Source organism: Streptomyces viridiviolaceus, assembly GCF_014650995.1.
GTDB classification, from domain to species: Bacteria; Actinomycetota; Actinomycetes; order Streptomycetales; family Streptomycetaceae; genus Streptomyces; species Streptomyces viridiviolaceus.
This window is the reverse complement of the sequence record NZ_BMWA01000036.1, coordinates 31655-50844: the sequence shown is the minus strand read 5'-3', so window position 1 is coordinate 50844 and position 19190 is coordinate 31655. Positions and strand designations below refer to the sequence as shown.

Below are 19190 nucleotides of genomic sequence, written 5' to 3'. Positions count from 1 at the left end.
AGTCAGTCATGTCCGCATTCTCCCCACGTGCCGCAGCAGTCCCGGCCCTCGCCGCCGCCACCCTTCTGCTGTGCTCCTGCTCCGCGGGCGCGGGCGCGGAAGCCGGCACGGGCGCGGGCACGGGCAAGAGCAAGAACAGCACCGCGGCCAAGAGCGGCCAGCGGCTGAGCGTCACCCTCGGCACCGCGAAGGACAGCCAGGGCCCCGCCCCCGAGATCCCCGGCGCCCGCAAGGGCGGCACCGTCACCGTCGCCAACGAGGAGGACTTCTCCCACCTCGACCCGCAGAAGATCTACGCCGGCGAGAGATACAGCACCTCGCTGCTGTGGGGCAGGCAGCTGACGCAGTACCAGATCATCGACGGCAGGCCCAGGCTGGTCGGTGACCTCGCCACCGACACCGGCACCTCCTCCGACGGCGGCCGCACCTGGACGTACCACCTGAAGGACGGCATCGCCTGGGAGGACGGCAAGCCCGTCACCGCGCAGCAGGTCAAGTACGGCATCGAGCGCACCTTCGAGCCCGGCTTCGAGCTCGGCCCCACCTACTGGCAGCCGTGGCTCACCGGCACCAAGGACCTCACCGAGGCGGTGAAGAAGTACGGCGGCCCCAAGAAGGACGGCGACCTCAAGGCCATCGAGACGCCCGACGACAAGACCATCATCTTCCACTTCCCCCAGCCGCAGTCCGACGTGCCGTACATGGCCTCCCAGTCCTCCTCCTCGCCGGTCCGCAAGGACAAGGACACGGGCACCGGCTACGACGTGAAGCCCTTCGCCACCGGGCCGTACAAGATCGTCGAGCACAAGCAGAACCAGAGCCTCACCCTGGAGCGCAACCCGTACTGGAAGCCGGAGACGGACTCGATCCGGCACGCCTACCCGGACCGCTTCGAGTTCACCTTCGGCAAGGCCGCCCTCAACACCGCGCAGGAGGTGTTCAACGGCCAGGGCACCGGCGCGACCACGCTCACCACCAAGGACGAACTGCCGCCGGAGCTGATCTCGACGGTCGAACGCGACCCCGCCAAGCGGAAGCTGGTCGTCTCCGGCAGCAAGGGCGCCTACACCCAGGACCTGTACATCAGGAACGACCGGGTCACCGATCCCGAGGTCCGCAAGGCCATCCACTACATCTTCCCGCGCGAGCAGGCCCGCCAGGTCCTCGGCGGCCGCTACGTCGGCGACATCGCGACCACCCTCTCCTCCCCGTCCGTCGTCGGCTGGAAGAAGTACGACCTCTACCCCGTCGCCCCCACCGGCGACATCGCCAAGGCCAAGGAGCACCTGGCCAAGGCGAAGACGAAGGTCACCAAGCTGACGTACGCGTACCCCACCGAGAGCCCGGCGGACGACCAGGTCGCCCAGGTCCTCGCCGACGCCTTCGCCAAGGCCGGGATCAAGCTCGTCCTGAAGCCCCTTCAACCTAACGCGTTCAACGACCAGATCTTCGGCGGCGACGACAGCCCGTACGACCTGTTCCTGTCCACCAACTCCGTGGACTGGCCCACCCCGTCGACCCTGCTCCCCCTCGGCTACGAGAGCCACCTGGACGCGGTGTCCAACCCCACCCGCTACAGCAACCCGCAGGTGGACAAGGAACTGGCCCGCATCGCGAAGATCGGTGACGCGCAGAAGAAGGCCGAGGAGCTGATCAACCTGGAGGAGACGGTCATGAAGGACGTCCCCCTGGTGCCCTTCCTCTACAAGAGCACCTCCCAGTTCCGCGGCGAGAAGATCGGCGGCACCGCCATCCACCCGATCTACGGCGTCACGGCCCTGGCCAACGTGTACGTCAACAAGTCCTGACCTCCGGCGACAAGAACTCCTGACCTCCTGCGATCATGATCCGATACCTCCTCAAGAGGGTCGCGCAGGCCGTGGCGGTGCTCCTCGCGATCGCCGCCACGGCCTTCGGGCTCTTCTACGCCGCCCCCTCCGACCCGGCTCAGATCGCCTGCGGTCCCAAGTGCGACAGCGCACAGCTCGCGGCCGTACGCACGAGCATGGGACTCGACCAGCCGGTCGTCTCACAGTTCACCGACTACGTCGGCGGCATCGTCACCGGGCGCACCATCGCGGACGTCGACGGCACCCCGATCCCCTGCCCCGCCCCCTGCCTCGGTTACTCCTACACCCTGCACCAGCCCGTCCTGGCCGCCATCGAGGACCGCCTCCCGGTGACCGTCTCCCTCGCGGTCGGCGCCCTCGCGGTGATCCTCGTCCTCGGCGTCGGCTCGGGGCTGGTGGCGGCGCTGCGCCGGGGCACGGCGACCGACCGTCTCCTGTCCGGCTTCAACCTGCTGGGCGCCAGTGTCCAGATCTACTTCCTCGGCTACATGCTCCTGCTCCTGCTCGTCTACTCCACGGGCCTGTTCGATCCCCCGAGCTACGCCTCCTTCACCGCCCAGCCCGCCCAGTGGGCCTTGGGCCTGGTCCTGCCGTGGCTGGTGCTGGGCTTCGTCAACGCGGCCGTCTTCGCCCGTCTGACCCGCTCGCAGATGCTGGAGACCATGCACCACGGGTACGTCCGTACGGCCCGCGCGAAGGGCCTGGGCACCGTGCGCGTCCACCTGAAGTACACCGCGCGCGGAGCGGCCGGCCCGCTGGTGCAACTGCTCGGCCTGGAGGTCGGGGCCCTGCTCGGCGGCGCGTTCATCACCGAGACCGTGTTCGGACTCGGCGGCGTCGGCAAGCTGGCCGTCGACGCTGTCAACGGCAACGACCTGCCCACCGTCGTCGGCACGGTGCTCCTCGCCGCGTTCTTCGTCGTCGTGTTCGTCGCCCTGGCCGACCTCGTCGTCGCCTGGCTGGACCCCCGAGTGAGGCTCGCATGAGCGCCCTGCCCGCACTGCGTGTCCAGGACCTGGCCGTCACCTTCACCACCCCGCGTGGCCCCGTCCCGGCCGTCCGGAACATCTCCTTCGACCTGGCACCGGGCGAAGTCATCGGCCTGGTGGGGGAGTCGGGCTCCGGCAAGTCCACCATCGGCCTCGCCGCCCTCGGCCTGCACGACCCGGCCCGCACCCGTGTCGAAGGGAGCATCCGGCTCGCCGGCCACCCGGACGAACTGGTCGGCGCGCCCGAATCTGTCCTCACCCGGATCCGGGGCGACCGGGTCGCCATGGTCTTCCAGGACGCCCTGGACGCGCTGTCGCCGTACCACACCATCGGCGCGCAGATCGCCGAGGCCTACCGCGTCCACCATCCGAAGGCCGGCCGCAAGGAGGCCCGGGAACGGGCAGCGGCCGTACTGGAGCGGGTCGGCATCCCCGCCGCCCGGGCCTCGGACCACCCCCACCACCTCTCGGGCGGCATGCGCCAACGGATCGTCATCGCCATGGCGCTGATCAACGACCCGGCCGTTCTGATCGCCGACGAACCGACCACGGCGCTGGACGCCAGGGTCCAGCGCCAGGTCCTCGACCTGATCCGCCGGCTCCAGGCGGAGACCGGAACGGCCATGGTCCTCATCACCCACGACGTGGGCGTGGTGGCGGAGACCTGCCACCGCATGCTGATCCTGCGCGGCGGGGAGACCGTGGAGGAGGGCACCACGGAACACCTCCTGACCGCACCCGCCCACCCCTACACGCGGGCCCTGATCGGCGCGGCCCCCACCCTGCGCACCACACCCGGCACACGCCTTCCCACGGTCGACGACCCGGAACCGAAGCAGCGGACGAAGCGGGCCCCGAACTCGAAGCCGAACTCGGCCCCGGAGTCGACCCCGGACCCGCGGGCGAAGGCCGGCCTCCGTACCGTTTCCGGCCCCGGAGTCCTGGCAGAACTGCACGACCTGCGCGTGGACTACCCGGGCCGCCGCCGCGGCCACCCCCATCCCGCGGTGAAGGGCGTGAGCCTGCACGTGGCGCACGGCGAGACCCTCGGTCTCGTCGGCGAGTCCGGCTCGGGCAAGTCCACGATCGCCAGGGTCCTGGCCGGCCTGCGTCGCCCCACCGGCGGAGAGGTCCGCTTCGACGGCAGGGACATCTCGAAAGCGGCGACGAACTCGCGACTGCGCCGCGAGCTGAGCCGGGACGTCCAACTGGTCTTCCAGGACCCGTACGCGTCGCTGAACCCGCGCCGCACGGTGGAACAGATCCTCGCGACACCGCTGCGCATCCACACGGACCTGGACGGAGCCCAGCGGAAGGAGCGGGCGGCGGAGCTGCTGGAACAGGTGGGCCTGTCCGCGTCACACCTCTCCCGCCACCCGCACGAGTTCTCCGGCGGCCAGCGCCAACGCATCGGAATCGCCCGCGCCCTGGCCGTCCGGCCGCGCCTGATCATCGCCGACGAGCCGGTCTCCGCGCTGGACGTCTCCATCCAGGCGCAGGTCCTGAACCTGCTCATGGATCTGCGTGAGGAACTCGGCCTCTCGCTGCTCTTCATCTCCCACGACCTCGCGGTGGTACGGCACTTCTGCGACCGGATCGCAGTCCTGAAGCAGGGCGAACTGGTGGAGGTGGGCCCGAGGGACACCGTCTTCGAGGCGCCGACCGCCCCCTACACCAAGGAACTGCTGGCCGCGTTCCCGCAGAACCTCCTGCCCACCGGCGGCAGGGCCGCACAGCACGTCCCGTCCCACCCGTGACCCCGTCACGGACAGGACGCGCGCGCCCGTCATTCCCATCCCGCGAAGAGTCCGACCCCGCAAAGAACCCGATCCCGCGAAGAGTCCGATCCCGCGAAGAACCCGATCCCACGAAGAATCCGATCCCGAGAAGAAGAGGAACCCTCATGACGAACGCACCGACCGAGCCCGGATCCGCCCCCGAACTCCCCGACAAGCCGAGGGGCAGGAGAACCGGGCTCATCACTGGAATCGCCATCGGCGCCGTGGCCGTGGTCGCGGCGGCGGCCGTGCTGATCTCCAACCTCACGGGCGGCACGTCGAAGGCCGACGCCTCCGGACGTGTCACCGTGAAGATAGGCACGACCGACCAGAGCTCGGACTTCTGGCCCGTCCTGACCCGGCGCGCCGCCGAGGAGGGCATCGACATCAAGCTGGTCAACTTCACCGACTACACGCAGGCCAACCCGGCGCTGTCGCAGAAGCAGATCGACCTGAACCTCTTCCAGCACCTGCTGTTCCTCGCGAACCACAACGTGGCCAACGGTGACAACCTGACCCCCATCGGGTCGACGGTCGTCGTGCCGCTGAGCCTCTACTCGAAGAAGCACACGGCGGTCCAGGAGATCCCGGAGCACGGCCGTGTGGCGATCCCCAACGACCCGACCAACCAGGCCCGGGCGCTGCTGGTGCTCCAGCAGGCCGGCCTGCTGAAGCTGAAGAACGGCGGATCGGTGCTGTCGACGCCGGCGGACGTGGACACCGCGGCCTCGAAGGTCACGGTGACCCCCGTCGACGCCTCGCAGACCGTGGCTTCGTTGCCGTCCGTCGACGCCGCCGTGATCAACAACAACTTCGCCCTGGACGCCAAGCTCGACCCGTCGAAGGCCCTCTACGGCGACGACCCGTCGAAGCCCGAGGCCGAGCCGTACATCAACGTCTTCGCCGCCCGCTCGGCCGACAAGAACAACCCCACGTACCTGAAGATCGCCAAGCTCTACCACGAGGCAGCGGTGAAGAAGGCGGCGACCGACGCGTCCAAGGGAACAGCGGTGATCGTGGACCGTCCGCAGGCCGACCTGGAAGGCATCCTCGCCTCCCTGGAGAAGACGGTGCGCGCGGCGCACTGACAGCAGGGCGTGTGAGGGGGCGTCCGCCGCGGACGCCCCCTCACGCACCGCAGGCCCGAATCGAAGCAAGGACCCATGGCACCACTCATAGAATTCCGCGACGTCAGCAAGACCTTCACCTCCCGAGCGGGTACCGTGTCCGCGCTCGCCTCGATCGACCTGGAGATCGAAGCGGGAGAGATCTTCGCGATCATCGGGCACTCCGGCGCGGGCAAGAGCACGCTGGTGCGGTTGATCAACGCTCTTGAGGGCGTCACCTCGGGCACGGTCACCGTCGACGGGGTGGTGATCAGCGAGCAGAGCGAGAGGGAAGCCCGCAGGATCCGCTCGAGGATCGGCATGATCTTCCAGCAGTTCAACCTCTTCCGCTCCCGCACGGTGTTCGGCAATGTGGCCTACCCCCTGAAACTCGCCGGCTGGTCCAAGGAGAGACAACGGGCGAGAGTCGCCGAACTCCTGGCGTTCGTCGGCCTGACCGACAAGGCCTGGGCGTACCCCGACCAGCTCAGCGGCGGCCAGAAGCAACGGGTCGGCATCGCGCGCGCACTGGCCAACAACCCCACGATCCTGCTGGCGGACGAGTCGACCAGCGCGCTGGACCCCGAGACCACTCAGGACGTCCTGCGACTGCTCAGACGCGTCAACTCCGAACTGGGCTTGACCGTTGTCGTCGTCACCCACGAGATGGACGTGGTGCGGAGCATCGCCGACCGGGTCGCCGTGATGGAGGCGGGAAAGGTCATCGAGGTCGGCACGGTCTTCGACGTCTTCTCCGCGCCCCGGACCGACACCACCCGGCGTTTCGTGAACACCATTCTGAGGAACCGCCCCGACGCCGAGGACGTCGCGCGGCTCCGGAAGCAGTACGAGGGTTCCCTCGTGTCCGTCACGGTCGACGGCGACACCGCGATCGGTGAGGTACTGGCGGACGCCGTGCGGCGACACGACCTCCGGTTCGAGATCGTGCACGGCGGGATCGACACCCTGCAAGGGCGCTCCTTCGGCAGCGTCACCCTCGCACTCTCCGGGACGGCGGAGGACATCGAAAAGGCAGTGGCCCGGCTCGGCGCGGTGGCCAAGGTGGAGGTGCTCGCGTGAACACGGACTGGAACACCCTCTGGCCGGTGTTCACGACCTCCATCGGACAGACCCTGTGGATGGTCGCCGTGACGATGGTCTTCGGCGGCTTCTTCGGCCTGCTCCTCGGCATCCTGCTGTACACGACACGCCGCGGGGGACTGCTGCAGAACACCCCGCTCTATACGGTCCTGAACATTCTGGTCAACTTCGTCAGGCCCATCCCGTTCATCATCTTCATCACCGCCGTAGGCCCGCTGACCCTGAAGGTGGTGGGCACCACCATCGGCACCGCCGCCGCGACCTTTCCCCTGGTCGTCGCCGCCACCTTCGGCATCTCCCGCATCGTCGAACAGAACCTGGTCACGATCGACAACGGTGTGATCGAGGCGGCCCGGTCCATGGGCGCGGGCCCCGTACGTATCATCACCACCCTGCTCATCCCCGAGGCCCTGGGCCCGCTCATCCTCGGTTACACCTTCGTCTTCGTCTCCGTGGTCGACGCGACGGCGATCGCCGGCGCGGTCGGCGGAGGCGGACTCGGCAACTTCGCCATCGCCTACGGCTACCAGCGCTTCAACTGGACGGTCACCTGGATCGCCGTGCTCGTCATCGTGCTCCTCGTCCAAGTGGCGCAGTTCCTGGGCAACTGGCTGGCACGCAGGACTCTGCGGCAGTGACTCCGTGACCGCCGAAGGGCGCCTGCCGGTTGGAAGACCGGGCAGGCGCCCTTTTCGACTGTCGGAGAACCCTGTTCCTCCGACCGCTGGAGAACCCGGGGCGGGTTCTCGCCTGCATCCTGCAACTGACCGACACCGACGAGGGCGCGCGCTTCTGGTGGCAGTACGCGGCCGGCGCCGGACAGGCCGCCGCTGCCTACTGCGTCTACCTGCACCACCTCGCGCTGGGGGAACGGAACACGGCCGAGTGGTGGCACCGCAGGTCCACGACCTGTTACGCGACAAGACCCGGTGGGCTCACGGCCGCAGTCCGGAGCCCACCGCGGCCGTGATGGACACGCAAAGCGTGAAGACCTCGGCAAACGTCGCCGAGACCAGCCAGGGCATCGACGCCGGCAAGAAGATCAAAGGGCGCAAGCGTCATCTGATCACGGACACGCTCGGTCTGGTGCTCGCCGTCCTCGTCACCGCCGCGAACGTCCACGACACCACTGGCGGCAAGCTCCTGCCTCCTCGCTCGCGCGATCGACACGACTCCTAGCGCCATGCGCAGCGCCTTCCGGGGCTGGCGCTGGAGTTTCTGCGCGGGCTGTGGGACCACCCGGACACGGACACGGCACTCGTGCTCGCGGGGGCGGGCAGTGAACGGGCGCTGCGCCGGGTACCTGCGCTGGCCTCTCGCGTGCTGACCTGGGAGCTGGTGCCGCGCCTTGGCCCGCGCGAAGTGGCCACCGTGATGGCGGCCTTCCACCCCCTGTGGGAGGGCGTGAGCGGGGACGACGTCGTGTGGGTGGACGAGCATGTGGGCCATGGCAATTTCCGGACGTGGGCGAAGCTGTCACCTGACCGCGGAGATCTATGGCAAAAGCCGGGCGGTGGTGGACCGCCGGTTGCTGGAGCGGGCCTGCGCACGGCTCATGGGGCCGCTGTGACCGGCGCCTCCGGGCCGGGAGAGGCTGGCGGCCACGAGGACGGTCCGCACGCGCGGGGAGGTCTGCCTTCTTCCTCCCTGCCGGCGCTGCGCGGCCCTGCCGTGCGCAGGCTGCTACGCAGCCTGCTCGCGTTGTGGAAGGGCAACGTCGCGGCGGTGCATCGTGAGCTGACGGCCCGCGCAGCCCGGCAGTCCCCGCCCGCGGCTCCGCCGCCATCGCTGCCCACCTTGCACCGGGCGATCCAGCGGGATCTGACACCGGGGGAGTGAGCCGGGCTCGCGAGAGGAGAGCGCGCGGCGCGCAAGCACGATGTGTTCCTGGCCCGGCCGCAGGGCTGGCGTAACAAGGTGTGGGAGACCGACCACGTACAGGCCCCGGTGCTGGTCGACATCGACGGCAAGCCCCGCAGGCCGTGGATCACCTGGTTCACCGACTGCGCCACCAACGCGATCACCGGCATTGCCGTCACGCCCGGGCATCCGTCACGGGGCACGGCGGTGGAACCGGTACCCGAGCTGCGCGAGGTCGCCCAAGGTCTGCACACCGGCGACAACCTCTGCTGGGTGGCTGATGCGCTGCCGGGTCTGAACCGTATCGTCGGCCTGCACGATCTGGTCCTGCTGTCAGCGGTGTGGATGCATCTGGAGCCGGCCGCACGCGGCCGGGCCATGCAGCGGCTGGCGGACCTGCTGGCACCGTCAGGCCTGCTCATGATCTCCCTGCGGCGGGGCAGCCCCCCACCCGACCGGGTGATGTTCGACATCCCCGCTGCCGACGTCATCGCCGACGGACAGCGCGTGGGACTGCGGCTGGTGCGCCAAGTCGATGACGGTCCTGTCGGCAGGAGGCGTACCGGGAGCGGCGGCGGGCGGCAGCTGCCCTTTGGGCACGGATCGCTCTGCTGCAGAGGGCGTTCTGCGGGGTTCCGGTTGTCAGGTTGATCGAAACCACCTCCTGCACTCAGGGGGCACCTTGTCACCGTGTCAAGGTCAAGTCCGTGACCGGCCTGCGGGGCAGCGCGCGGTCAGGTCGCAGACCTCTTTCTTGAGCGAGCGATCCAGATACGTTACGGTGAAACCATGGCAAGGACCCGGGAGTTCGACACTGAGGCGGCGGTGACCCGCGCCATGGAACTGTTCTGGATGCGCGGCTACGAGGCGACCTCGGTGCGTGATCTGACCCAGCACCTGGGGATCGGACAGGGATCCCTGTACGCCGCGTTCGGCGACAAGGACGGCCTGTACCGGGCCGCGCTGGAGCACTACCGCACCACCCTTGCGGCGGCCGCCCTGCGCAGCCTGGAGGAGGGAGCGGACGCCCGCGCGGCGATCCGTACGCTGCTGACGGAGCGGATCCGCATCGCTGTCGAGCACGGCGGCCAGGGCTGCCTGGCCGTCAACGCCGTCTGCGAGCGGCTGCCCCAGGACGCGGCGACCCGGCGCACCGTGCGTGACATGCAGGATGCGAGCCGGGAGGCGTTGACCGAGGTGTTGCGGGCCGCGATGGAGCGGGGCGAGATCGCGGCGCGGCACGACCCGCACACGGTCGCCGCGTTCCTGGTCACCTTCCTCAACGGGCTCCTGGTCTCCTCGAAGATCACGCCGGACGCGCCCGCCCTCGAACCCCTCGTCGAGGTCGCACTGACCGCTCTCGACTGAGGGGCACCGCCGCCACGGCCGGTCGTTTCTCATGCCTCGAATCTGTAACGCTCGCCAAAGAAAGGAGTCCCGACCCGGCCGCGCCGACAGCGCACCCAACAGCGCCGACGGTCCGATCCACCTGCCGACCTCATCGACCCACCAAACCCACCCACCGAACCCGCCGAACCCACCGAACCCATCACACCCACCGCACCCAAGACAGGAAGCACCACGTCATGATGTACGACCACACCACAACGCCCCTGCGCACCGGCCGTGCCGCCGTCAACGGAACGAGCCTGCACTACCGGACGGCCGGGTCCGGCCCCGCTGTGGTGCTGCTGCACGGCGTGCCCAAGACCGGTTACCACTGGCGCCACCTGGTCCCGAAGCTGACGCCCCACCACACCGTCGTCGTTCCCGACCTGCGCGGTCTCGGCGACTCCGCCCGTCCCGCGGACGGCTACGACTCCGCGACGATGAGCGACGACATCGCCGAGCTGATGGCCCGCCTCGGACACGAGAGCTACGCCGTGATCGGCGAGGACTGGGGAGCGGTGATCGGCTACCAGCTCGCCGCCCGCCACCGCGACCACGCCACCGCCCTCGTCTTCGCCGAGGCGCTGTTCCCCGGCTTCGGCTTCGAGGACCACACCGCCCTCACTGCCGAGAACGTCTCCAGTGGCATGCACCTGTGGCACCTGGGCTTCTACTTCCAGCCCGACGTCCCCGAGATGCTGATCGCCGGGCACGAACGCGAACTGATCACCTACATGATCAAGAACGAGCGCAGCCACCCCGACACCGCCACCCCCGACGCGATCGAGGAGTACGTGCGCTGCTACTCCATGCCCGGCGGCATCCGCGCGATGCTCTCCGTGTACCGGGCGATGCTCACCGACGCCGAACAGAACCGGCAGGCCGCCCGGAAGAAGCTGGACATCCCGGTCCTGGCGCTCGGCGGCTCCGCCTTCATCGGCGAACGCAACGAGTCCCAGGCACGGCTCGTCGCCCACGACGTCACCGGACACGTCTTCGACGCGGGCCACGACCTCGCGGAGGAAGTACCCGACGAGATGGCCGACGTGGTCCTGCCGTTCCTGGCAGCGCACAGGTAGCCGACGTCCGTCCGCCGGGGCCGGAGGGCCCCGGCGGACGGAACCGGTCAGCGCACGTAGCCTCATCGACCTGGGAACATCACCGTGATACATCGTCCGATGCTGACCACCGGCGTGCTCTTCTCCGCGACGTTCACCGCAGGAGTCGCCGAATACGTCCTGACCGGACAGCTCGACCTCGTCGCCCAAGGGCTCGGAGTCAGTGAGGCGGCCACAGGCCAGCTCGTCACCGTCTTCGCTCTCGCGTACGGGCTGATCACCCCCGTGCTCGTCGTGCTGACGGCGCGCGTGGAACGGCGCCGTCTCATATCAGCGGCTCTGCTCGTCTTCGCGGCCACGAACCTCGCGTCCTGGCAGAGCCCCACCCTCCTGACGATCATGACACTGCGGGTCGTCATGGCGGCCAGCACCGGGCTCGTCGTCGTCACGGCACTGAGTCTCGCGGTACGCCTCGCGGCTCCGGAACGCCGCGCTCGCGCGGTCTCCACCGTGGTGATGGGGGTGACGGCGTCCCTCGTCCTCGGGGTGCCGGCCGGGCGCACCATCGCGCAGCACTGGGGCTGGACGACCATTTTCCCGCTCAACGCCGCGCTCGCGGTGCTCGTGGCGGGCCTGGTGCGGACGGTCCTTCCCCGTACCGCGCCCCACGCCCCTGTGCCGCTCCGCCGCCAACTGGGCCTGCTCTCCGGCGCGCCCGTGATCCTCGGTCTGACGGTCACCTTTCTCTGGCTCGGCGGCTACGCCGTACTGAACACCTACCTCACGCCCTACCTGCTCGGCGTCAGCGGCGTCGACGGCGATGCCATGGGCCTGGTCCTGCTCCTTTTCGGCATGGCGAGCATCGTGGGCATACAGGTCGGCGGTTCCCTGACGGACCGGGTCGGACCTCACCGGACGCTGACCGTCACCAAGGCTCTGCACGTGCTCGTACTCATCGCCCTCTCGCTGCTCGGAGCCTCGGCCGGTGCTGCGGGGGTCGTGCTGGCGGTGCTGTGGGGGGCCGCGGCGTGGGCCAGTACGTCCGCGCAGCAGATCCGCGTGGCCTCTCTGGCGCCCGATGCGTCCGACGTGCTGCTGAGTCTGAACCAGTCGGTGATGCAGATTGCCATTGCCGCGGGGGCGGGAGCGGGCGGTCTGGTCGCAGCCCGCACACTGACCGTGCTGCCGTTGATGGCGGCCGCAGGTGTCGCCGCCTCACTCGTCCTTCTGCTCCTCACGCGCCACCGCGGCCGAAGCGCGCACGACTCGCCGGCGGCGCTCACCGAGTGTCCGAGGCCATGACCTGACGACCCGTGGTGTGGCATACATCGGGTCCCGCTGTCCGGGTGGACCGTGGCAAGGACGGACCGCTGCGGCAGTTCACCATCGCCAACTCCCACCACCCCAACCACACCGTCCAGACACGGGCCCTGCACGCCTACCTGCGTTGGCGCAACGCCAACGCCCGCCACCGTGACGTCCTGGCCGCCGAACGCAAGGAACGCCCGCATCCGCAGCGAGAAAGGCATCCGCTGGGGCGGACGTCGCCTCAAGACCGCAGCGTGAGCGCACTTCCTACCCAGTGCGCAGCTCCTCGTGAAAGGCTGGGAGCATGATGGGCGGACCGTCTGAGAACCCAGAACTCTGGGCGTTCCTCGAGTCACTGCACCACGGTGAGTTCCTTTCCGGCACCGTCACAGCGATCGAACGGTTCGGCGTGTTCGTGGCGCTGGACGACGGACCCGACCATCCGGTCTTCCCCGGCGTCGGGTTCATCTCCTTCGCTGAACTGTCCTGGCGTCGCTTCGAAGCAGCCTCCGACGTCGTGCAGGTCGGGCAGCGCGTCTCATGCGAGTTCCTCCAGTTCGACACGTGGAACCTGGAGGCCAGACTGTCCTTGAAAGCCACACAGCCGGACCCCTTTCAGGTATTCGCCGACACCATCGCGGTGGGGCAGAAACTGCCTGGCCAGGTCACCAAGCTGATCCCGTTCGGCGTCTTCGTCCAGGTCGCCGACGGAATCGAGGGACTGGTTCACCTGCACGAGCTCGCCTGGACACCGGTGGAGACTCCATCAGATGTCGTCCAGGTCGGCGACGAGATCACGGTGGTCGTCACCGAGATCGACCGAGAGCGACGCAGGCTATCCCTCTCCCGACGACAAAGCTCATCCGCCGGCGTGTGACGCGCTGCGTTCCTGCGACGGTTCCCTTGCGCGAGTGCTCCTGAACGTCTGCTCAGCCAAAGGAAGACACACGCCCCAGGCCGGTGAACCTTTGCGGTCACAGCACGAGACGCGCCGGTCACCAGGCAGTTGGACAGCCGGCCTTGGCACGACGGGGCCATCGACTACACCGAGGCCGGTTTCCTGGCCCGGCATCTGAGTACGGCCTGCTTCATCGTGATCAGCTACCTGTCGGGGATGCGGTCAGGCGAAGCTCTCAGTCTTGAACGCGGCTGCGTCGAGCGAGACCACGCCCACGGCCTGGTCCTCCTGCGCGGCAGACACTGGAAAGGTGTCCGCGACGATGCCGGCGACCCAGATGCCCGAGGGCGAGATCGGGGCCGATCCGTGGGTCGTTACCGAGGCCGTCGCCACCGCCGTCGCCGTCCTGGAGCGGCTGTACACGAGTACCTGGCTGTTCCCGGCGACGTTGTTCACCGACGGCCGCGACGGCGCGACCATCGAGCACAGGGCCCACTTGTTGGCCCTACTTCTCGATGACGAAGTAGATGGCCCGGTGCTCATCCACCTTCTCCAGCAGGCCACTGTCCGCCAGTCGCCGGTACACCTCTCGGATGTACTTCTCGGAGGGGTGGTAACCGGCGTCTCGCAGGGTCTGCATTCCGCGGCTCGGGTCCCAGGTTCCGCCGAGCGCGCGAACGGACTTCTCCAGGGACTCTCGCTGGGTGTTCTCAGCCTTCTGCACCTTGGCCATGTGGTTGCGGATGCTTTCAGGAGCGCCCTTGTAGTCGCAGTGGTCGCACTTCTTCCAGGCGCCTGCTTCGACGGCTGCGTCGGTGACGGGGTTGTCGGGGCCGTAGCCCTGGCTCTTGAGGAGTTCGGCGACGGAGCCGTTGTGGTGGACGGCGAGGTAGGCGGCTTCGGCGATCTTGTCATGACCGGCGGCGAAGGTGCGTCCGTAGCCGATGGCGGTCTGGCAGCCGCAGTAGCAGCGGTTGGTGGTCGCGGTGTCTGTCATGCCGTCAGGTTCGCCACTCCGAAGGACCCTAGCAAGGCTTGGAAACCCTTGGATTTCTAGGGTGATAGAAGATGAGTGGCGCTCCGTGCCTCACGCTGGGCGCCACATGTCCGTTGGCCGGTTGGAAGCAACAACTCGCAATGGGCGATAGAACCGGCGGACGTCATCACGCAGCTATCACGGCCATGGCTCTGTGTGCCGTGGTCGCCGGGGACGTCGAGCAGGCCGCCGCGTACGGACTGGCCGACGCCGCCCAGCGGTTCACCGACCGCCACCTGGTCGTGGAGCTAGTCCACCGCGACCTCGACAAGGACGTCGTCGACCGCTGACCGGCCGACACCGCAAAGGACGCCCGCAGCCATTCGAGCTGGCTGCGGGCGTCCGCCTGTGAGGGTACGGCCTCTCCCCACGCGGGCCGACAGGGCTCCGGCCAGGGCCACGGCAGAGCCCTGATCAGGAGGCGAATGGTGCGACGCTGTCAGCCGCCAAGTCGGGGCGGGGGCGGTGCAGGCGTACAGGATGACGCCATCGCCCAGCCGCATCACGGGCGACATCCACGTCGACCCCTACCACCAGCTGCGGGCGGACAAGCGGGTCAGGGAGTAGGCGCCCCCGGCTGATTCGGGGGTGTCGAGGGCGTGCGGTCGTCCTTGAAGTCGAACAGCGCGATGACGGTAACGCTCAGCGTCATCAGGACCGCCCACGCCCCTGCGCCGGCCGCGAGACTCTCTGACCCGCTGTGGCCCATGATGCTCATTGCGATTCCGCAGACGAGCGCGGCAACAACCGAGATCAAGAACGCGATCACGACGGCGAGGGCTTTCTTCCGGTTAGGGCTCAACCCAGGTCTTCCTTCCCTGTGGGAGGTGACCGGGGAGCGCAAGGCAGGTTCGACCGGCCACCTGAGCAGGCAGGTGAGACGCTCCGACTCTCGGTCGCCACCGCCGACGGGGCGGGTTGGACACTTGTGAGATCAGCCGTGAGCGTGGTCGAGACCTGTCGTTATGACTCGGTACTCGGGGTGCCATGGTGTCGGGCGCCTGCCAGCGTTTTGGGACCAGGCGGCCTGTTCCGGCGAGGGGGATAGCCCCTCGAAGTCGTGTGGTCAGGTGAGGGCTGTCCTTGCTGACTGTGCCCTGGTGCTTCTACTGCCCCAGGACAGCACCACGGTAACGCGCCGTCAGGCCGTCAGTCACCCCCCAGACCCCGAATCGCTGAGGGCGAACCGGGCCGGCGCGGGCCTGCTCGTACGACAGCCGGGCGAGCCCGGTGTCCGGGCGGACGCCCCCGGGGGCGCCGGGTCTGCCCCCGGGTGCTGCTGGTCCTTCTGAAGATCGTAGGGCCGAGTCGTGGCAGTTCGGTAGACGCTGGCAGCTGCCTGCTGGCACCACGCCGGCCGCCGCCCGCGACGAGGTCCACACGCCGCGGCTACCAGTAGGTGGCCGACGGCGGGGGCCGCCTGGCCCCCGCAGCCCGCCGCGGACTGGCGCAGGCCGCCCGGCTGGCCGGCGACTTCCCGACCGCGCTCGCCACCGTCCAGACCCTGGGCTGGGAGGGCCGCCACCAGCGCCCTCGGTGGCCTGTACTGGATCCAGGGCGACCCACAGCGCGCGGCCGAGGCGTACCTGGCCGGGCGCCTCGAAGCCGAACAGCACGCCAAATCCGGCGAAGCCGCGCACAACCAGGCCCTGCGCGCCCTCGCCGTCGCGTTCGTCGATTGCCGTCAGGCCGATGAGGGTCCCGGCTGCGCCGTTGACGACGCACACGAGCGCGGGGGCCCTCCGGACTACAGCACTGCTCACCCAGCCGGTGCGCTGAGCGAGCCCCGCCGGATATGAAGAAGACCACCAAGCAGAAGACCAGACCCCTCCGTCCCTGCGACCGCGCCGCCAGCTCGGCCGTCTCCTCGGAGACGGGCCGGCCGGACGCAGCAGCGTCCTCGGCCGACAGCTCGCCCGCGGCACCGGCGCCCGACGCCTCGCCGGCGATCCCGCCCGTGCCTCCGGCTGATGAGATGCATCCCGGGATCCAGCTGCTGCTGGAGATCGGAGCCGCTCAGCCCGAGCTGTTGCTGACCGGGAAGGCGCTGACCGATCAGGGCCGCGTCGTGACCGTGATGCTGGACTCCGGCTGGACCAGCGCCCAGCTGCGCCAGATCATCGCCGGCCGCCCCCTGCCGGCCCCGGTGCGTACCAGCGTCGGCGCGATCATCGCCACCCGCCTGCGCGCCGCCCAGGCCTACCCACCACCCGCCGCCCTCACCAGCCCGCACCGCCGCGGCGACGTCCTGGACGACGAGCTGCCCGTTCCCTCGACGCCCGAGCGGTCGTCCACGGCGCCCGCGGCCCGCACCGTCACCGAAGCCCTGACCTAACGCGCACTGGTCGAATGCGCCGGCTGAGGCGTCCCCGGCACCGCCCCCGGCGAAGACCTCTGCCCGGCCTGCCTCGACTGGCCGTTGTGCCGCACCTGCCCCGGCCCCACCCCACGCCGCGCCCACCCCCACGGCGACGGACGCTGCACCACCTGCGCCATGACCTTCACCGGCCCGACGGAGGAAAGTACGCCATGACGGTCCCGCCCCATGCCATCAGCCCTCAGCCGAGCCCTCAGTGCCCGCTTCACCGATGAAGGAGGAAACCGGCATGCCCGACCACGGTTCCGAGCAGTCCACCGGCGGTGTGTATCTGCTCTTCGCACACGAGGCCTACTACCCGGCCCCCAGTCAGGAGATCAACACCTCGCTCGTGGCCGCAGCATCCCTGCTGCACCCCCGCGTCCGCCAGCCCGACGGCACCCGCATCCACGAACGCCTCACCCGCGGCCGCCGCCCGGGCGAGATCGTGCCGCTGTCCACGCTCACCGACGAACTGGACGGGCCACCTGGTTCTGCGCGGCGTCGTATAGGGGCAGGTTGCGCAGGCCGGCCCGGAGGCCGCAGATGCGGTCCTCGGCGCGGGCCCGCTGGCGGTGGCTCAGTTCCAGTTCGGCGGTCGGGGTGTTACTGCTCCTCCGCGTTGGCTCGGCGTGCTGTGCTGAAGCGTCGCTGATAGGCGGCGGGGCTGAGGGACAATTTCCTCACGAAAACTCTCCGCATGCTCTCGTAATTCGGGAATCCGGCAAGGGATGCCGTCTGCGTCGCGGTATGCCCTTGGTCGAGTAGAGCTTTGGCCATGTCGAACCGGATCATTTCCACATACCGGGCCGGCGTGGTGGACAGCTCGTCGCGAAAGAGCCGCGTGAGATGCCGAGGGCTCACATTGAGGTGCTTGGCGAGTTCACCGAGTGAGTGTTTTCCCCCGGGATTCGCCGCGATCAAGTCGGTGATTCTGCGGAGGGCCGGAGATCGGGGCGGCGGTCCTTGCAAGGAGGCGGAGAACTGTGACTGGCCGCCCGAACGCTGCAAATAGACCACCAGGGCGCGGGCGACGTCGCGGGTCAGATCAGGCCCGTGGTCCTCCTCGACGAGTGCCAGTGCCAGGTCGATGCCGGCGGTCACGCCCGCCGAGGTGTAGGTGGTGCCGTCACGGACGTAGATCGCGTCGGGTTCGACACGGCTGTCCCTGCAGCGGGCGGCGAGCTCGTGCGCGACCTTCCAGTGCGTGGTCGCGCGCTTGCCGTCCAGGAGGCCGGCGGCGCCGAGGATGAATGCTCCGGTGCAGATGGACGCGACCCGGCCGGCCCGGCCCGCCAGCGTTCGCGTCGCCTCGACCAGATCACGGGGCACAGGTGTACGCGGGTAGAGGTCTGCACCGGCCACCAGGAACGTGTCAAGAGCAGGCTCCGTGGTGGCGGCGTCGACCGCGATCCGGATCCCGATGGACGAGGTGACATCGGCACCGGTCGGTGACACCAGCACGATCTTGTAGTCGGCACCGAGCCGGTTCGCTTCCCCGAATACCTCCGCGGGGCCGACGACGTCCAGGAGTTTGACCCCGTCGTAGACGAGGATCGCGACCCGATGCGTGGCGGAGCCCACAACCCCGCTGCCCGCCTGTCCGGATTCGGGTGACTCATGGCCGGACCGAGGGAGCGCCGGACGCCGGGTGGTCGGCAGGGTGGAAGACGGACGCACCGTCCATTCGTAACACACCGATATCGGAAGGAGCAGAGGTCATGAGCGAGATCATCGCGGGGGTGGAGATTCCTGAAACGGCGGCGGTCGCCGAGGCCACCCGCATCATGCAGGAGATGACCAGCCCCCTCATCTACCACCACTCCCGGCGCGTTTTCGTCTTCGGCGCCATGCACGCTCACAGGCTCGGCCTGGAGCCCGACCCGGAGCTTCTCTACCTGTCCGCCATGTTTCACGACACGGGCCTCTTGACGCCGTTTTCCGACGTTGAGCAGCGCTTCGAGGTCGATGGCGCCGACCACGCACGCAAGTTCATGCTCGACCGCGGTTTCCCGGCCTCGGCCGTCGACGTGGTGTGGACGGCGATCGCGCTGCACACGACCCCGGGAATTCCCGGGCGGATGGGCCCGGAGATCGCCATCACGAATCTGGGGGTTCTGACCGACGTACTCGGCCTGGGCCTGAACGAACTGGATCGCGGCCAGGTGGACGAGATCACCGCAGTCCATCCGCGGGGCGACTTCAAGAACGAGTTTTTGCAGGCCTTCGTCGAGGGACTCAAGCACCGCCCGGAGACCACGAACGGAACCGTGAATTCGGATGTGCTGGAGCATTTCATTCCCGGCTTCCAGCGCACAACCACGGTCGAGCGCATCATGGGCGCTCCGTGGCCGAGCTGATCAAGGCGCCATAAAACGTGATGAGACGTGTGAGTGGCCCTCACGACGGGCGCCGTCTCGGGCGAGATGCGGCCTTCGCCGTGCTGGCCTGCGCCAATGTG

General features: G+C 68.9%; 19 protein-coding genes and 2 pseudogenes. 17 read left to right on the top strand and 4 right to left on the bottom strand.

Going from position 1 to position 19190, the window contains the following annotated elements; genetic code table 11:
- Positions 1 to 8 precede the first annotated feature (8 nt).
- The 14 genes and pseudogenes from IE260_RS36220 to IE260_RS36160 all read left to right on the top strand — a co-directional run bounded on the left by IE260_RS36220 (position 9) and on the right by IE260_RS36160 (position 13316).
- Positions 9 to 1808 (top strand): ABC transporter substrate-binding protein, encoded by a 1800-nt coding sequence (locus tag IE260_RS36220; protein ID WP_189879826.1) that lies wholly within the window; start codon positions 9 to 11, stop codon positions 1806 to 1808.
- A 35-nt stretch (positions 1809 to 1843) separates the two neighbouring features.
- Positions 1844 to 2836, top strand: a complete 993-nt coding sequence (locus IE260_RS36215) for an ABC transporter permease (RefSeq protein ID WP_189879825.1) — start codon at positions 1844 to 1846, stop codon at positions 2834 to 2836.
- Positions 2833 to 4596, top strand: coding sequence for a dipeptide ABC transporter ATP-binding protein (locus tag IE260_RS36210; protein ID WP_189879824.1), 1764 nt, complete (start codon positions 2833 to 2835; stop codon positions 4594 to 4596). The genes IE260_RS36215 and IE260_RS36210 overlap by 4 nt, the downstream gene beginning before the upstream one ends.
- Positions 4597 to 4742: 146 nt before the next feature.
- Complete coding sequence (locus tag IE260_RS36205) at positions 4743 to 5705, top strand: MetQ/NlpA family ABC transporter substrate-binding protein (protein ID WP_189879823.1); 963 nt, start codon at positions 4743 to 4745, stop codon at positions 5703 to 5705.
- 75 nt (positions 5706 to 5780) lie between these two features.
- Positions 5781 to 6803 (top strand): methionine ABC transporter ATP-binding protein, encoded by a 1023-nt coding sequence (locus IE260_RS36200; RefSeq protein ID WP_189879822.1) that lies wholly within the window; start codon positions 5781 to 5783, stop codon positions 6801 to 6803.
- Positions 6800 to 7462 (top strand): methionine ABC transporter permease, encoded by a 663-nt coding sequence (locus IE260_RS36195; RefSeq protein WP_189879821.1) that lies wholly within the window; start codon positions 6800 to 6802, stop codon positions 7460 to 7462. Before IE260_RS36200 ends, IE260_RS36195 begins: the two co-directional genes overlap by 4 nt.
- A gap of 265 nt (positions 7463 to 7727) precedes the next feature.
- Positions 7728 to 7961 (top strand): annotated as a pseudogene (locus IE260_RS36190) (transposase); the annotation flags it as partial.
- A 183-nt stretch (positions 7962 to 8144) separates the two neighbouring features.
- On the top strand, positions 8145 to 8663 hold the full coding sequence (locus IE260_RS42210) for a hypothetical protein (RefSeq protein ID WP_229881656.1): 519 nt from the start codon (positions 8145 to 8147) through the stop codon (positions 8661 to 8663).
- Positions 8664 to 8705: 42 nt separating this feature from the next.
- On the top strand, positions 8706 to 9335 hold the full coding sequence (locus IE260_RS42205; protein ID WP_229881654.1) for a class I SAM-dependent methyltransferase: 630 nt from the start codon (positions 8706 to 8708) through the stop codon (positions 9333 to 9335).
- Positions 9336 to 9473: 138 nt separating this feature from the next.
- Complete coding sequence (locus tag IE260_RS36180; RefSeq protein WP_189879820.1) at positions 9474 to 10052, top strand: TetR/AcrR family transcriptional regulator; 579 nt, start codon at positions 9474 to 9476, stop codon at positions 10050 to 10052.
- Positions 10053 to 10270: 218 nt separating this feature from the next.
- Positions 10271 to 11152, top strand: coding sequence for an alpha/beta fold hydrolase (locus tag IE260_RS36175; protein WP_189879819.1), 882 nt, complete (start codon positions 10271 to 10273; stop codon positions 11150 to 11152).
- 99 nt (positions 11153 to 11251) lie between these two features.
- On the top strand, positions 11252 to 12433 hold the full coding sequence (locus IE260_RS36170; protein ID WP_189879818.1) for an MFS transporter: 1182 nt from the start codon (positions 11252 to 11254) through the stop codon (positions 12431 to 12433).
- 62 nt (positions 12434 to 12495) lie between these two features.
- Positions 12496 to 12697, top strand: a pseudogene (locus IE260_RS36165) (IS630 family transposase); the annotation flags it as partial.
- Positions 12698 to 12743: 46 nt separating this feature from the next.
- On the top strand, positions 12744 to 13316 hold the full coding sequence (locus tag IE260_RS36160; protein ID WP_189879816.1) for a S1 RNA-binding domain-containing protein: 573 nt from the start codon (positions 12744 to 12746) through the stop codon (positions 13314 to 13316).
- A gap of 243 nt (positions 13317 to 13559) precedes the next feature.
- On the opposite strand, the gene IE260_RS36155 is transcribed toward IE260_RS36160, so the two are convergent.
- On the bottom strand, positions 13560 to 13817 hold the full coding sequence (locus IE260_RS36155) for a hypothetical protein (RefSeq protein ID WP_189879815.1): 258 nt from the start codon (positions 13815 to 13817) through the stop codon (positions 13560 to 13562).
- 25 nt (positions 13818 to 13842) lie between these two features.
- Positions 13843 to 14334, bottom strand: coding sequence for a hypothetical protein (locus IE260_RS36150; protein WP_189879814.1), 492 nt, complete (start codon positions 14332 to 14334; stop codon positions 13843 to 13845).
- 185 nt (positions 14335 to 14519) lie between these two features.
- Between IE260_RS36150 and IE260_RS36145 the strand changes: the two genes are divergently transcribed.
- A complete protein-coding gene (locus IE260_RS36145; protein ID WP_229881652.1) occupies positions 14520 to 14663 on the top strand; it encodes a hypothetical protein in 144 nt (47 codons plus the stop codon).
- 266 nt (positions 14664 to 14929) lie between these two features.
- On the opposite strand, the gene IE260_RS36140 is transcribed toward IE260_RS36145, so the two are convergent.
- Positions 14930 to 15175 (bottom strand): hypothetical protein, encoded by a 246-nt coding sequence (locus IE260_RS36140; protein ID WP_189879813.1) that lies wholly within the window; start codon positions 15173 to 15175, stop codon positions 14930 to 14932.
- 993 nt (positions 15176 to 16168) lie between these two features.
- Between IE260_RS36140 and IE260_RS36135 the strand changes: the two genes are divergently transcribed.
- Positions 16169 to 16708: a hypothetical protein gene (locus IE260_RS36135; protein ID WP_308434728.1), complete on the top strand. Its 540-nt coding sequence runs from the start codon at positions 16169 to 16171 to the stop codon at positions 16706 to 16708.
- A 627-nt stretch (positions 16709 to 17335) separates the two neighbouring features.
- Here the strand turns inward: IE260_RS36135 and IE260_RS36130 are convergent.
- Positions 17336 to 18313, bottom strand: a complete 978-nt coding sequence (locus IE260_RS36130; RefSeq protein WP_229881650.1) for a GlxA family transcriptional regulator — start codon at positions 18311 to 18313, stop codon at positions 17336 to 17338.
- 137 nt (positions 18314 to 18450) lie between these two features.
- On the opposite strand from IE260_RS36130, the gene IE260_RS36125 reads away from it, so the two are divergent.
- Positions 18451 to 19089, top strand: a complete 639-nt coding sequence (locus IE260_RS36125) for an HD domain-containing protein (protein ID WP_189879812.1) — start codon at positions 18451 to 18453, stop codon at positions 19087 to 19089.
- The last annotated feature ends 101 nt before the right edge of the window (positions 19090 to 19190 follow it).